The organism is Streptomyces sp. NPDC046985 (assembly GCF_040644415.1).
Taxonomy (GTDB): Bacteria; Actinomycetota; Actinomycetes; order Streptomycetales; family Streptomycetaceae; genus Streptomyces.
The window spans coordinates 151853-166831 of record NZ_JBEYWK010000013.1; the positions used below are offsets into that span (position 1 = coordinate 151853).

10 protein-coding genes and 1 pseudogene are annotated in these 14979 nt (G+C 74.2%); 2 read left to right on the forward strand and 9 right to left on the reverse strand.

Going from position 1 to position 14979, the window contains the following annotated elements:
• Positions 1-2 precede the first annotated feature (2 nt).
• A complete protein-coding gene (locus tag ABZ861_RS18715; protein ID WP_361631366.1) occupies positions 3-1052 on the reverse strand; it encodes an aldo/keto reductase in 1050 nt (349 codons plus the stop codon).
• 146 nt (positions 1053-1198) lie between these two features.
• Between ABZ861_RS18715 and ABZ861_RS18720 the strand changes: the two genes are divergently transcribed.
• Positions 1199-1561: a cytidine deaminase gene (locus ABZ861_RS18720; protein ID WP_361631368.1), complete on the forward strand. Its 363-nt coding sequence runs from the start codon at positions 1199-1201 to the stop codon at positions 1559-1561.
• 11 nt (positions 1562-1572) lie between these two features.
• Here ABZ861_RS18720 and ABZ861_RS18725 read toward each other — a convergent pair.
• Positions 1573-1845 (reverse strand): annotated as a pseudogene (locus ABZ861_RS18725) (P-II family nitrogen regulator); the annotation flags it as partial.
• A 78-nt stretch (positions 1846-1923) separates the two neighbouring features.
• Between ABZ861_RS18725 and era the strand changes: the two are divergent.
• Positions 1924-2877, forward strand: coding sequence for a GTPase Era (gene era, locus ABZ861_RS18730; RefSeq protein WP_361631370.1), 954 nt, complete (start codon positions 1924-1926; stop codon positions 2875-2877).
• A 445-nt stretch (positions 2878-3322) separates the two neighbouring features.
• Here the strand turns inward: era and ABZ861_RS18735 are convergent, their stop codons facing one another.
• From ABZ861_RS18735 to ABZ861_RS18765, 7 genes are all read right to left on the reverse strand, one after another.
• Positions 3323-5386 (reverse strand): glycoside hydrolase family 31 protein, encoded by a 2064-nt coding sequence (locus ABZ861_RS18735; RefSeq protein ID WP_361631497.1) that lies wholly within the window; start codon positions 5384-5386, stop codon positions 3323-3325.
• Between the two features lie 571 nt (positions 5387-5957).
• Entirely contained in the window at positions 5958-7076 is a 1119-nt protein-coding gene (locus tag ABZ861_RS18740) for a PfkB family carbohydrate kinase (RefSeq protein WP_361631499.1), read from the reverse strand.
• Between the two features lie 588 nt (positions 7077-7664).
• Positions 7665-8987 carry a glucarate dehydratase family protein gene (locus ABZ861_RS18745; RefSeq protein WP_361631372.1) on the reverse strand — a complete coding sequence of 441 codons (1323 nt, stop codon included), beginning with the start codon at positions 8985-8987 and terminating at the stop codon, positions 7665-7667.
• Positions 8988-9183: 196 nt separating this feature from the next.
• Positions 9184-10176, reverse strand: coding sequence for an adenosine deaminase (locus ABZ861_RS18750; protein WP_361631374.1), 993 nt, complete (start codon positions 10174-10176; stop codon positions 9184-9186).
• Between the two features lie 20 nt (positions 10177-10196).
• Positions 10197-11102, reverse strand: a complete 906-nt coding sequence (locus ABZ861_RS18755; protein WP_361631375.1) for a ribonuclease Z — start codon at positions 11100-11102, stop codon at positions 10197-10199.
• A gap of 24 nt (positions 11103-11126) precedes the next feature.
• Positions 11127-11480 carry a histidine triad nucleotide-binding protein gene (locus tag ABZ861_RS18760; protein WP_361631377.1) on the reverse strand — a complete coding sequence of 118 codons (354 nt, stop codon included), beginning with the start codon at positions 11478-11480 and terminating at the stop codon, positions 11127-11129.
• Positions 11481-11550: 70 nt separating this feature from the next.
• Complete coding sequence (locus tag ABZ861_RS18765; RefSeq protein WP_361631379.1) at positions 11551-14808, reverse strand: S41 family peptidase; 3258 nt, start codon at positions 14806-14808, stop codon at positions 11551-11553.
• Between the last annotated feature and the right edge of the window lie 171 nt (positions 14809-14979).

Genomic DNA, 14979 nt, shown 5'->3' on the forward strand with positions numbered 1-14979 from the left:
ACTCAGCTCGCTGATCGTTCCGCGAGCGGGCGGCGGCGCCGTGCCGGATCGGCGAGCGACGGCGGGGTCCAGGCGGCGTCCGCGCGGTAGAGGTCCGTACTCGGCGGCACGATCTCGTCGACGCGGTCCAGCGCGGCGTCGTCGAGGGTGAGCTGCGCGCCCTTCAGCAGTCCTTCGAGCTGTGCCTGAGTGCGCGGGCCGATGATCACCGAGGTGACGGCGGGGTGAGCCGCGGCGAAGGCGACGGCCAGTTCCGGCAGGGTGCAGCCGAGGTCGGAGGCTAGCTCGACGAGCTGCTCCACGGCCTCGTACTTGGCGGCGTTCTCCGGCAGTGCGGGGTCGAAGCGGAACGGTTGCAGGGCGGCGCGGCCGTCGTTCATGTCGACGCTCTGCGCCTTGCGGTACTTACCGGACAGGAACCCGGCGGCCAGGGGGCTCCAGGTCAGCACGCCCATCCCGTAGCGCTCGCAGACCGGCAGCAGGGAGCGTTCGATCCCGCGGGCCAGGAGCGAGTACGGCGGCTGCTCGGTACGGAAGCGCAGCAGGCCGCGGTGTTCGGCGACGTGGTGGGCTTCGACCAGGTCCTCGGCGGGGAAGGCGGAGCAGCCGAAGGCGCGAATCTTGCCCTGGTGGACCAGGTCGCTCAGCGCCGAGAGGGTCTCCTCGATGTCGGTGTTCTCGTCGGGGCGGTGGATCTGGTAGAGGTCGATCCAGTCGGTCTGCAACCGGCGCAGGCTGTCCTCGACCTCTTTGACGATCCAGCGGCGGGAGTTGCCGCTGCGGTTGCGGCCCTCGCCCATCTGGAAGTGCACCTTCGTGGCGAGCACCACGTCGTCGCGGCGGCCTTGGAGCGCCTTGCCGACGATCTCCTCGCTCTCGCCCGCGGAGTACATGTCGGCGGTGTCGATGAAGTTGACGCCGGCGTCGAGGGCGGCGTGGATGATCCGGGAGCTGTCGTCGTGATCGGGATTGCCGAGGGCGCCGAACATCATCGTGCCGAGGCAGTGGACGCTGACCTCGATGCCGGTCCTGCCGAGCGTGCGGTAACGCAAAGTGGACTCCTGTGGTGTGGCGTCGATTGTCTGTGCCGATCGTCTGTTCGGCGGAGCATACGAGTTGAAGCTGACTTGAAGTCAAAAAGCAGCCGTGGTCGCGGACGCGACGAGGCGGGCGCCCGGCGGCTCCGTATGCTCGGATCATGAGCGACAGCAACGGGCTCGACCCCGAGGACCGCAAGATCGTCACCCTGGCCCGTTCGGTGCGGGCCCGCAACGGCGTGCCGGAGGGCGCGGCCGTGCGCGACGAGACGGGCCGCACCTACGCCGCCGGATCGGTGCACCTGGCGTCGCTGAAGCTGAGCGCCCTCCAGACGGCGGTGGCCATGGCGGTGGCCTCCGGCGCCACGTCACTGGAGGCGGCGGCGGTGGTCAGCGAGGCGGAGGGCGTCCCGCCGGAGGACCGCGCCGCGGTGGGCGACCTGGGCGGCGCGGGCACCCCGGTGCTGCTGGCCGGCCCGGACGGCACGGTCCGGCTGACGGTGGAGGCGGGACCGGCGGAGTAGCGGTCGATGCCTTACCGGGCGTCTGGGCCGCGTTCGCCGGTGCGGACGCGGACGACCGTTTCCACCGGCACGGACCGCACCTTGCCGTCGCCGGTCTTCCCGGTGTGCGCGGCCCGCACCACCGCGTCGGTGACCGCCTCGGCGTGGGCGTCCTCCACGACCACGTCGATGCGGACCTCGGGCACCAGGTCGACCCGGTACTCCGCGCCGCGGTAGACCTCCGTGTGACCGCGCTGACGGCCGTAGCCGCTGGCCTCGTTTCGTCTGGGAGCGGGGCTTTCGGCGCCTTGTAGGGCGTGCGTTGGGGGGCGGGGGCGGTGGGCTGTGCGGCGGGGGGTCTTGGATCAGGGACAATGAACGCCATGAGCGTTCGCACCCAGTCATCCGAGCAGCCCGCCGAGGCAGTCCACCGGTCCGGCTTCGCCTGCTTCGTGGGCCGCCCCAACGCGGGCAAGTCCACCCTCACGAACGCTCTGGTCGGGCAGAAGGTGGCGATCACCTCCAACCGTCCGCAGACCACGCGGCACACCGTGCGGGGCATCGTGCACCGGCCGGACGCCCAGCTCATCCTGGTGGACACCCCCGGGCTGCACAAGCCGCGCACGCTGCTGGGCGAGCGGCTGAACGACGTCGTGCGCACGACCTGGGCCGAGGTCGACGTGATCGGCTTCTGCCTGCCGGCCGACGAGAAGATCGGTCCCGGCGACCGCTTCATCGCCAAGGAACTGGCCGCGATCAAGAGGACGCCGAAGGTCGCGATCGTCACCAAGACGGACCTGGTCGACCCCAAGGCGCTGGCGGAGCAGCTCATCGCGATCGACCAGCTCGGTCAGGAGCTGGGGATCTCCTGGGCGGAGATCGTGCCGGTGTCGGCGGCGTCGGGCAAGCAGGTGGATCTGCTCGCCGATCTGCTGATCCCGCTGCTGCCGGAGGGGCCCGCCCTCTATCCCGAGGGCGACCTGACGGACGAGCCCGAGCAGGTGATGGTGGCGGAGCTGATCCGGGAGGCGGCGCTGGAGGGGGTGCGGGACGAGTTGCCGCACTCCATCGCGGTGGTCGTGGAGGAGATGCTGCCGCGTGAGGACCGTCCGGCGGACAAGCCGTTGCTGGACATCCACGCGAACCTGTACATCGAGCGGCCGAGCCAGAAGGGGATCGTCATCGGGCCCAAGGGCAAGCGGCTGAAGGACGTCGGCATCAAGTCGCGCAAGCAGATCGAGGCGTTGTTGGGGACGCCGGTCTTTCTCGACCTGCACGTGAAGGTCGCCAAGGACTGGCAGCGGGATCCCAAGCAGTTGCGGCGTCTCGGTTTCTGACGGGGTGGCACTCCCCGCGGCTCGGTGAGTGGAAGTCCCTCCTCTCCGGGGCTCCGCCCCGGGCCCCGGCGGGGGCTGCGCCCCCTGCCTCTTTGCCCACCCGCCCACCCGCCTCGGTGAGTGAGAACGTCCCCGCCGCGGGGCTCCGCCCCGGACCCCGGCAGGGGCTTCGCCCCTGCCCCTTCGCCCACCCGCCCGCCCGACTCGGTGAGTGAGAACGTCCCGCCGCGGGGCTCCGCCCCGGACCCCGGTGGGGCTCCGCCCCTCACCCCCGGCTTCGCCCCTCACCCCCGGCGGGGCTCCGCCCCCCGCCCCGGCGGGGGCTCCGCCCCCTGCACCCCCGGCGGGACCGTTTCCGAGCTGGTACTGCATCCCGGCGGGACGCCCCCGAGCGCCCGGGATGGCGCCCGGGGGCCTGTGCCCAGGCGCCTGGGCCGGGGGACGGTCAGCGTAGGGCGCGCAAAGCCTTCGACGCCCCCTTCGCCTTGAGGTTGATGAAGGCGGGCGTGGCGCCCAGGGGGGTGGCGTAGGACTTGAGGGTCTGGGCGCCGCGGAGGATGCGGGCGTGGGCCACGTCGTACCAGGCGCCCGGGGGGAGGTGGATGCTGCGGGTGGGGGCGTCGGTGAGTTGGGGGGCTGCCAGGACGGCCGGGCCCAGCATCCACTCGTCGGCGACCGTGTAGGCCGCCTGGTCGTGGGGGTAGTCGAAGAACAGCGGGCGCATGATCGGGTCGCCGGTCTTCAGCGTGTGCCGGACCTGGTCCCAGATGTAAGGGGCCAGGCGGCGGTGGCGGGCAACGGCCTCGCGGTAGAGGGCGGTCGTCTCCCGGTCGTAGACCACCTTCTTGCCGGTGGTCGGGTCGACGGTGTCCACCGGCGAGGTGGACGCGTACATCAGCGGCATCAGCGCCGCGGACTGGGCCCAGCGGACCAGGACCTCCTTGGTGGGCGAGGGCTTGGCGCTGGAGCCGCCGATCATGTCGGTGGCGACGAAGGGGTAGCCGATCGTGGAGATGGCGAGGTTCTGCGTGACGGAGGCGCGCAGCGAGTCCCAGCCGGTGCCCTTGTCCACCTGGCGGGTGACGAACCCGGCCCGGTGCGCGGCGGTGTCCCAGTGGACCCGGATGCCGACGCCCTGGAGGTCGTAGCCGTCGGCCAGTTCCGCGCCCAGACGCTGGTAGTCGGCGGGCTGGTAGCCCGGGTGCGGGGCGCACCGCTCGTCGAAGAAGCGGGTGTCGAACTTGAGGCCGTCGACGCCGTAGGCGCCCATCAGGGACTTCAGGCGGCCCGCATACCAGGACTCGGCCTGCGGGTTGCCCAGGTCGACGATGCCCGCCTTGCCGTTCCACCAGGTGACCGTGCAGGGCTTGGCCGGGTCGGCGGCGTCCTTGAGGAGGTAGCCGTGGTCGGCGGCGTACTGGTACTGGTCGGAGTCGAGGTTGATCCACAGGGTGACCCACAGGCCGAAGTCGAAGCCCAGGCCGTGGATCTTCCGGGACATGGCGGCGGGGTCGGGGTACGCCTTCGCGTCGAAGGTCATGTTCCCGTAGTCGGACTCCCACTTGTCGTCGAGCTGGAGCGCGTGCCCGGTGATGCCGTGGTCGTGCAGGTCCTGGGCGTAGTCGAGGAGTTTGGCCTGGTCGACCTTGGTGTAGAACTGCGCCCAGGAGTTCCACACCGGCTCGGCGTACTGGCGGTAGGAGGCGTCGCTCTTCGCGGGCTTGCCCACGACGCCGACGTAGTCGCGGTACACGTCGAGCGGCGTCCGCTCCACGAAGACCGTCGACCGGTAGGGGTCCGCCGACGCGACGTCGAAGCGGCCGAGGCCGTCCTCGCCCTGGTTGATCGCCACGTTCATGACGTGGCCGGTGTCCACCCGCAGTCCGGCGCCGCGCGAGGTGAACCAGAAGGGGTCCACCATGTAGTAGGAGGCGGGTCCGAAGCCCGGGTGGACCACCTCGCCGCTGTCCAGCGGCCACGGCTGGTCGGTGGCGGGGCCGCCGTGCGGGGTCTGCGTCTCGCCGTGGCCGTACCAGTGCCCGGCCGACTTCAGGTCGTAGGCGAGGCCGAGTTGTTCGGGGGAGGCGCCGTCGACCTGCCAGTCCAGCCGGTAGCGGTCCGCGGCGGGCGTGACGCGGGCCTCTACGGTGACGCCGGGGACGGTGGTGTCGGCGGTCAGGGCGAGCGTGCCGTGCTGCCAGGACCAGCGGGTCACGCGGGTGGCGTGGCGCCACGCGCCGCCTGCGCGGAAGCGCAGCGCGCCGTCGCCGCCGGTCGCGGTGGCCAGCACGGTGGCGCCCGAGCTGCTGGTGGTGAACGACAGTTGACTTCTCGTCACCCGCAGCGCGTAGCCGGGGGCGCCGGAGGTCGGCGGGACGGTCAGGGTGAGGTGGTCTGCGGACGCGGCGAGCCGGGGCGCCGGCCGTGCCGCCTGCTGTGTCGGCGCCGCCGGCGTCGCGGCCCGCGCCTGCTGGGACGCGGTCGCGGCGAGGGGCAGGCCGGCGGCCATGGCGAGAAGGGCGAGGAGCGCTCCGGGGCTGCGGGATGGTCTGCGCACGACACATGTCCTTCGACGGAGGGAGTCAGGAGGCGGTCATGGGTCAGGGGGTGCGGTAGCCCGTGCACCAGCGAGCGTACTGGCTGCGTGCGCGATACTGCTCGATTTCGGCAGTGAACGAGCAGTAAATGTCACTTGTCCGTCTGGCGTGGTGGCGCCGGTGATGCTTTCGAGGCACCCGAGGCATCTGAGGCGCATGAGTCCCTCGCGGTGTACGCGGCTGCCGAGGCGCATGAGTCCCTCGCGGTGTACGCGGCTCGCGCGGCGCACGCGGCCTTCCGTGGCGCGTGGGTTCCTCGGGGCGTGGCGTATCGGTCCCTCACGGCGCACGGGCCGCTCTGAGCGCGTGGGTACTGCTGAGCGCACGGGCCACTTCGAGCGCGTGGGTACCTCTGGGCCCGGCGTACCGTACCGGTCCCTCTGGGCGCACGAGCCCTTCTTAGCGCACCCGTCCCTCCCAGCGCACGCGCCCCCCTGCGCCTCCCGCGACCCGCCGCACCAGCGGCCTCGCGGTCGGAGCCTGTCAGGCCCAGCGGCCGAAGCCGATGGTCGGCACGGCCCGGCGCCGCGGCCACGGTTCCACGCCCGCCTCCGGCGCCAGGCGGTCCAGGAAGGCGTACCGCCGCAGGGCGGCCGGGTCCTGGCCCTCCACCGACTGCACCCGCCGCCACCAGGCGGCGATCTCGGACCAGTCGGGGGCCGACAGCGAGCCGCCGAACTCCTGGACCGACAGCGCGGCGGTGAGTCCGGCGAAGGCGAGCCGGTCGGCCAGCGGCCAGCCGGCCAGCGTGCCGGTGACGAACCCGGCCACGAACACGTCGCCCGCGCCCGTCGGGTCCAGCGCCTCGACCTCGATGGCCGGGACCTCGGCGGTCTCCCCGGTGCGCCGGTCGACGGCGTAGGCGCCCTCCGCGCCGAGGGTGACCACCGCGACCGGGACGAACTCGGTGAGCGCGTGCGCGGCGCCGCGGGGACAGTCGGCGCCCGTGTAGCGCATGGCCTCCTCGGCGTTCGGCAGGAACGCCTCGCAGTGCTCCAGGTCGGCGAGGCCGGCCAGGTCCCAGGCGCCGGTGTCGTCCCAGCCGACGTCCCCGAAGACACGCGTGCCCCGGCGGGCGGCGGCGGCGATCCAGGGGGCGCGTCTGCCGGGGGTCAGGGAGGCGACGGCGGCACGCGCGGGCGGCGGGCACACGGCGGCCTCCTCGGCGAACTCGGCGTCGGGGGGCGGCTCGTGGCCGTGCGAGACCATGGTGCGCTCGCCCTCGTAGGCCATGGAGACGGTGACCGGCGAGTGCCAGCCGGGAGCGGTGCGGGACGGGGAGAGGTCGATGCCCTCGCCCTGCTCCAGCGCGTCCCAGCAGTACTCGCCGTAGTGGTCGTCGCCGAAGGCCGCCGCGAGGGAGGTGCGCAGGCCCAGACGGGCCAGCGCCGTCGCCATGTTGGCGACGCCTCCCGGACTCGACCCCATCCCGCGCGCCCAGGACTCGGTGCCGCGCCGCGGGGCGCACTCCAGCCCGGTGAAGACGATGTCGAGGAAGACGGTGCCGGTGAGGTAGACGTCGCAGGGCGGGTCGGCCGCGGTGCGCAGTCCGGCCAACGGGTCCACCCGGGGCCCGAGGAGCGCGTGCGGCGCTCCGACGATGTACTCCCGGCCGTCCGGGGGCCCCTGGTCCTCCGGGGGCTCGCGGTCGTCCGGGCGCCCCTGATCCTCCGGAGGCTCGCTGTCGTCGGGGCGCTCGCGGTCGCCCGCGCGCCCCTGAACCTCCGGACGCAGTCGGCCCTCCGGACACTTCCGGTCGCCTAGCCACTCCCGGCCGTCCGAGGACCCCTGATCCTCCGGGCACTCCCGGTCCCCCAGCCGCTCCCGGCCGTCCGGGAACCTCTGGTCCTCCGGGCGCTCGCGGTCGCCCGCGCGCCCCTGATCCTCCGGCCGCAGTCGGCCCTCCGGACACTCCCGGTCCCCCAGCCGCTCCCAGCCGTCCGGGAACCCCTGATCCTTCGGGCGCTCGCGGTCGTCCGGGCGGTCCTGGGCCTGCGGGCAGTCCCCGGCTCCCGGGGAGTCCCGGGGCTCCGGGGGTTCCTGGCCCTCTCCGGCGGGCGGGTGGGACGCGGTCACGGCGTGCTCCCTGACGTGGTGCGGATCAGGCCAGTGTGCCCCAGAGCGCCGGGCGCACGTCGGCCGCCGCGGCCGGGAGCGGCCGGTGACGGGCGGCGGGACGGGGCGGCGGCCCTACCAGCGGGGCACAGCGGGCGCGGTCCATCCGGGGGCGGCGACCCGCATCGCCGCCGCGTCGTCGCGGTCGCGGAAGGCGCCGTCGTCCTCGGCCCACCGCCGGTGCAGGCGGGCCAGTTCGGCGCGGTCGAGGGCGACGCCGAGGCCGGGGGCGTCGGAGACGGCGATCCGGCCGCCGTCGAAGGCCAGGCGCTCGGTGAGGACGTCCTCCGCCTGCCAGGGGTAGTGGGTGTCGCAGGCGTGCCGCAGGTTCGGCACGGTGGCCGCCACGTGGGTCATCGCGGCCAGGCTGACGCCCAGATGGGTGTTGGAGTGCATGGACACGCCGACGCCGAAGGCGGCGCACAGGGCCGCGAGGTGCTGGGTGCTGCGCAGGCCGCCCCAGTAGTGGTGGTCGGCGAGCACCACCTGCACCGCGCCCCGGGTGAACGCCTCCTCGATCTCCGCGAAGGAGGTCACGCACATGTTGGTGGCCAGCGGCAGTGCGTTCCGCCGCCCATCGCCGCCCGCCGCGCCCTTCAGCCGGGCCGCCACCTCGGCCATCGCGGGCGTGCCGAGCGCGGGGTCCTCCAGATACTCCAGGACGTCCCCCAGCTCCTCCGCTACGCGCACCGCGGTCTCCACCGACCAGGCGCCGTTGGGGTCCAGGCGCAGCGGGCAGCCGGGGAACGCCTCGGCCAGCGCGCGGACGGCGGCGATCTCCTCGTCCGGCGGGAACACCCCGCCCTTGAGCTTGAAGGAGGTGAAGCCGTACCGCTCCTGGAACGCCTTCGCCTGGGCCACCACGCCGGCCGGGTCCAGGGCGGCGCCCCAGCGCTCCGGCTCGGCGGGCACGCCGTCGGGGTGGCGGGCCCGCTTGTAGAACAGGTAGCCGCTGTACTCGACCGCGTCGCGCACCTTGCCGCCGAGCAGGGCGTGCACGGGCAGGCCGAGCGCCTTGCCGAGGGCGTCCAGGCAGGCGACCTCGAAGGCGGAGACGACCGACAGGCGCAGCTTGTCGGCGGTCTGCGCCCCGCGCAGGCCGCCGCCGCCCACGGCGCCGTCGACCCGGGAGGCGTCCACGGCGACGTCGAGCGCGTGCAGCGCGTTCACGTCGCTGACCTGACGTCCGATCAGCTCGTCGGCCATCGGACGCGCCAGCTCCAGGTACCGCGTGTCCCCGTACGTCTCCCCGACGCCGGTCGCCCCGCCCGCGGTCTCCACCTCGACGATCAGACGGGGGGTGTACGGCTGGTGCAGGCCCTGGGTGTTCAGCAGCGGCGGGTCGGCCACCAGGACCGGCGTCAGCCGCACCCCGGTGACGGCGAGGTCGCGGGTCACGGAACCGATCATCTCCCCCGGTAGACGTCGAACCACGCGGACGGCGCCCCCCCCCAGAGCCCATTGAGCCCAGAGAGCCCAGAGAGCCCACGGCGTCCACGTATACAGACGGAGATTAGGTAGGCGAACGAGGACCGTCAACGGCGCCCCGGGGCGATTCCGCGGCGTCAACCGCCCCGAGGCGACCCCGCCCCCCCTACGGGAACCGGTACGCCTCCACCTCCGCCAGATACCGCCGCCGCCGCTCCTCGTCGTGCTCCAGGAAGGAGGCGAGGAAGGAGTTGCGGGCCAGCTCGCGCAGCCGGTCCTCGCTCAGGCCGAGCGCTTCGCGGACGGCGTCGAAGTTGTCCCCGGCGTAGCCGCCGAAGTAGGCCGGGTCGTCGGAGTTGACCGTGCACAGCAGGCCGGCGTCCAGCATGGCGGGCAGCGGGTGGTCGGCGAGGGTGTCGACGGTGCGCAGCCGGACGTTGGACAGCGGGCACAGGGTCAGCGGGACGCGCTCGCGCACCAGGCGCTCGACCAGGGCCGGGTCCTCCATGCAGCGCAGGCCGTGGTCGACGCGCTCGACGCCGAGCACGTCCAGCGCCTCGGCGATGTACTCCGGCGGGCCCTCCTCCCCCGCGTGCGCCACGCGGCGCAGGCCGAGGGCGGCGGCGGCCTCGTAGACCTCGCGGAACTTCGCCGGCGGGTGCCCGACCTCGGCCGAGTCCAGGCCGATCCCGGCGATCCGGTCCAGGTAGGGCCGGGCGGCCTCCAGCGTGCGCAGCGCCGACTCGGCGGACTCGTCCCGCAGGAAGCACAGGATGAGCTGGGTGGAGACGCCGTGCTTCTCCTCGCCGGCGCTCAGCGCCCGCCACAGCCCCTCGACCACCGTGTCCAGGGAGACGCCGCGGGCGAGGTGCGCCTGCGGGTCGAAGAAGATCTCCGCGTGCCGTACGCCCTGCGCCGCGGCCCGCGCCAGATAGGCGTCGGCCAGGTCCGCGAAGTCCCGCTCGGTGCGCAGGACGGCCATCAGCTCGTAGTACAGGTTCAGGAAGGACTGGAGGTCCTCGAACCGGTACGCCTCGCGCAGCGCCTCGGTGTCGGCGTAGGGCAGTCTCACACCGTTGCGCGCGGCCAGCTCGAAGGCCAGCTCGGGCTCCAGGGTGCCTTCGACGTGCAGGTGCAGTTCGGCTTTGGGGAGGGGCATCAGAGCATCGTACGGCCTGGTCAGCGCCGTTTCGGCAGCGGCACTCGGAGCAGGTCGCGGGCCACCGTCAGCTCGCCCTCGTACCCGGCCGCCCGCGCCTGGCGCTCGAACTCCTCGGGGTCGGTGTAGCGCTGGCTGAAGTGGGTGAGGACGAGATGCCGCACGCCCGCGTCCCGGGCGGCGCGGGCGGCCTGACCAGCCGTCAGGTGACCGTGCTCGACGGCCAGGCGCTCGTCCTCGTCGAGGAAGGTCGACTCGATGACGAGCAGGTCGCAGCCCTCGGCGAGCGCGTGCACGCCCTCGCACAGCCGGGTGTCCATGACGAACGCGAACCGCTGTCCGCGCCGGACCTCGCTCACCGCGTCCAGCGGCACCCCGCGCAGCGAGCCGTCCCGCTGGAGGCGGCCCACGTCGGGGCCCTGGATGCCGTGCGCGGCGAGCCGGTCGGGCAGCATGCGGCGCCCGTCCGGCTCGACCAGCCGGTAGCCGAAGGACTCGACCGGGTGGGACAGGCGGCGGGCCTCCAGGGTGTACGCCCCGGCGGCGACGAGGACGCCGTCGGCGTCGACGGGGGCCTCGGCGAGGGCGACCGTCTCGCGGTAGGCGGTGGCGTACCGCAGCCGGTCGAAGAACCGCTGGCCCGAGCGCGGGTAGTGCGCGGTGACCGGGTGCGGCACCCGGTCGAGGTTGACGCGCTGGATCACCCCGGCCAGGCCCAGGCTGTGGTCGCCGTGGAAGTGGGTGACGCAGATCCGGTTCAGGTCGTGCGCCGCGACCCCGGCGCGCAGCATCTGCCGCTGGGTGCCCTCGCCGGGGTCGAACAGGATGCCCTCGCCGTCCCAGCGCAGCAGGTAGCCGTTGTGGTTGCGGTGCCGGGTCGGGACCTGGCTGGCGGTGCCGAGGACGACGAGTTCACGGGCGGACACGGGAGTTCGGGCTTTCCGCGCGGTCTAGCCGGGGGGCCACTGGAGGCCGCGGCCGCCCAGGAGGTGGGCGTGCGCGTGCCACACGGTCTGTCCGGCGCCGGCGCCGCTGTTGAACACCGTGCGGTAGCTCTCCAGCTTCTCCTCCTCGGCGACGGCCCGGGTCTCGCGCAGCACGTCGGCGGCCAGCTCCGGGGCGCCGTCGGCGAGGGCTGCGGCGTCCCGGTAGTGGGCCTTGGGGATGACCAGGACGTGGGTGGGCGCCTGGGGGTTGATGTCGCGGAAGGCGACGGTCGTCTCCGTCTCCCGGACGATCGTCGCCGGGACCTGGCCTGCGACGATCTTGCAGAACAGGCAGTCGTCCTGGGGTTCCCCTGCCATGCGGCGCTCCTCGGGAGTCGATCGGGTACGGGTGCATGCTACCGAGCGGCGCCGCGCACGGCCGGACGGTTCAGGGCAGGGACGGCGGGATCTTCGCCGGGGTGTGCTCCAGGGCCTCCAGCGCGATCCGGACCGCCTCGTCCAACTGGACGTCGCGGCCCGCCGCGTGGTCCTGGGGGCGCTGGACGACCTCGACGTCCGGGTCCACGCCGTGGTTCTCCACCCCCCAGCCGTAGCCCTCCAGCCAGAAGGCGTACTTCGGCTGGGTGATCAGCGTGCCGTCGACCAGGCGGTAGCGGCTGTCGACGCCGACCACGCCGCCCCAGGTCCTGACGCCGACCACCGGTCCGATGCCCAGCGCCTTGATCGCCGCGTTGACGATGTCGCCGTCGGAGCCGGAGAACTCATTGGCCACGGCGACGACGGGGCCGCGCGGCGCGTCGCGCGGGTAGCTCTCCGGCCGCATCCCGCGCGGCAGGTCCCAGCCGACGATCCGCCGGGCCAGCTTCTCCACGACGAGCTGCGAGGTGTGCCCGCCGCGGTTCTCCCGCACGTCGACGACCAGGCCCTCGCGGGCCACCTCCACGCGCAGGTCGCGGTGGATCTGCGCCCAGCCGGGCGCCTGCATGTCCGGCACGTGCAGGTAGCCGAGCCGGCCGCCGGACTTCTCGTGCACGTAGGCGCGGCGGTCGGCCACCCACGCGTGGTAGCGCAGCGGCTCCTCGTCGGCGAGCGGCACCACCACCGCGTGCCGGCAGTCGCCGCCGCCGGACGGGGAGACGGTCAGCTCGACCGGGCGGCCCGCCGTGCCGACGAGCAGCGGGCCGGGCCCGGTGACCGGATCGACCGGCCGGCCGCCGACGGCGACGATGGCGTCCCCGGCGCGCACCGCCGCGCCGGGCGCGGCCAGCGGGCTGCGCGCGTGCGGGTCGGAGGTCTCCGAGGGCAGGATCCGGTCGATGCGCCAACTGCCGTCCTCGTGGCGGGAGACGTCCGCGCCGAGCAGACCCTGCCGGACGCCGTCGCCGGAGGGCCCGTGGGGCGTGACGTAGGCGTGCGAGGTGCCCAGTTCGCCGTGCACCTCCCACAGCAGGTCCACCAGGTCGTCGTGGGTGGCCAGGCGGTCCAGGACGGGCCGGTAGCGGTCGAGCACGGCGTCCCAGTCGACGCCGCCCATGTCGGGGCGCCAGAAGTTGTCCCGCATGACGCGGCCGGTCTCCTCGTACATCTGCCGCCACTCGGCGGCCGGGTCGACGGTCTGCCGCACCCGGCCGAGGTCGACGGTGAGGTGGGAGTCGCTGTCCTCGTCGCCCGAGGCGCGCCGGTCGCTGGGCACGACCTTGAGCCTGCCGTCGGTCCACAGCAGCACCCGGCGGCCGTCGCCGCTGACCTCGAAGTGATCGGCGTCCGCGGCCAGATGCTCGATCCGCCGCTGGGCCAGGTCGTAGCGTTCCAGCTCGGTCTTCGGGTCGGGGTCGTCGGGGGTGGCGCGGCCGGCGCCGAGCACGCCGATCACCGGGTGCCGGAGCCAGAGCACGCCGTCGCGGGCGGCCCGCAGGTTCGAGTAGCGGGCGGCCTCGACCGGGAAGGGCACGATGCGGTCGGCGAGGCCGTCCAGGTCGATCCGGGTGGCGGGGACGCCCTCGCCGTCCGAGGCGTCCTGATTCTCTGACTTGTCAGACTTGTCGGGCTTGTCGGACGCCTCGAAGGGGCGGCCGTGCCGCTGCGGGCCGAACGGGGAGGGCGTGGTCGCGGCCAGCGTGATCAGGTGCGGGCGGGAGCTCTCCACGAAGGCCAGGTCGAAGACGTGCTCGTCGTAGACCGGGTCGAAGGAGCGGTGGGAGAGGAAGGCCAGGTGCTTGCCGTCGAGGGTGAAGGCGGGCGCGTGGTCGCGGAAGCGCAGCGGGGTCGCCTCGGTGACCGACAGGTCGGCGGTGCGGGCCAGGCGGAGCTGGGCCAGCGGACTCGGGCCGGGGTGGGACCAGGCGAGCCAGCCGGAGTCGGGCGAGAAGGCGAGGTCGCAGACGTCGCCGTGCTCGCTGCGGTCGACCTCGCGGACCTCGCCGGTCTCGCGTTCGACGAGCAGCAGCCGCCCGTCGTGCGCGGCGACGGCGGCGCGGCTGCCGTCGGGGGCCATGGCCAGCTCCAGGACCCGGCCGAGCCGCCCGGCGGCGAGCCGGCGCGGGGTCGCGCCGGGGGCGGTTCCGGTGGCGGGCGCGAACTCCAGGGCGTCCTCGCCCTCCGCGTCGGTCACCCACACCGCCCACTCCTCGCCGTCGACGCGGAAGGCGCGCGGCAGCCGGGCCCGCACCCCGGGCTCGGCGGCGAGCGCGCGGGCCGGGCCCGAGCGGTGGGTGACCCAGTGGACGGCGCCGCGCACCGCGACGGCGCTGCCGCGCGCCGTGTGGTCGGGGGCGGCGGCGCCGAACCAGCGGGCGGCGTTGAGCAGTTGGGGCTGGAGGCCCTTGCGCGGGCCGCCGAGCCGGATCTCCAGCGGGCGCGGCTCAGCGCCGTCGAGGCCGTCCAGCAGCCACAGCCCGCCCGCGCTGGAGTAGACGACGCGGGCGCCGTCGGTGGCGGCGTGGCGGGCGTAGAAGCCGTCCACGGGGGTGTGCCGGCGCAGGTCGGAGCCGTCGGCGAGGGAGGAGTACAGCGCGCCGGCGCCCTCGTGGTCGGAGAGGAACGCCACCCGCTCCCCCACCCACATCGGGCACTCCAGGTTGCCGTCCAGGTCCTCGTGCAGCCGCGCGAAGTCGCCCTCGCCGCCGCGGTCGATCCACAGCTTGCCCGCGGTGCCGCCCCGGTACCGCTTCCACCAGGCCGCCTCACGGCCCATCGGCGCGGACAGCAGGACGGTGTGCGGTCCGTGGGCGACGTCGCCGACCGGGCCGTAGGGCAGCACCTCGGCCGGTCCTCCGTCCAGCGGGACGGCGTGGGCCCAACTGCGGCGCAGGCTCGCCTGGCCCTGCGTGCTGAGCGCGAGCACCCGGCCGTCCGGCGTCCAGCCGCGCACCTGGGTGCGCTGACTTCCCCAGTAGGTCAGGCGGGTGGCCGGGCCGCCCTCCACGGGGGCGACGTGCACCTCGGGGGCGCGGTCCCGGGCGGAGGTCCAGGCGACGCTGGCGCCGTCGGGCGAGATACGGGGGTGGTCCACCGGCGCGTTGTCGGCGCTGACCCGCCAGGCCCGCCCGCCGTCCAGCGGCGCGAGCCACACGTCGTCCTCGGCGGTGAAGGCGACGAACTCGCCGTGCAGGTGCGGGAAGCGGAGGTACGCCGCCGGCGTCGGCGCGGCCGGGGCGGGCGGAACAGACGATGCGGGCTGAGTCACGTGATCACCCTACGCAGCAAGCGGCGCCCGCGGACAGGGGTCCGGTTCACCCGGCGCGCAACCTGCGCCCTTCACGCGCCGCTCACGCGCCCCTTACGCGCCCGGACCGGTCGGCGGGGCCGGTCCGAGCGGCCCGGCCGCCGGGCGCTTCGACGGGGAGCCGCTCGCAGC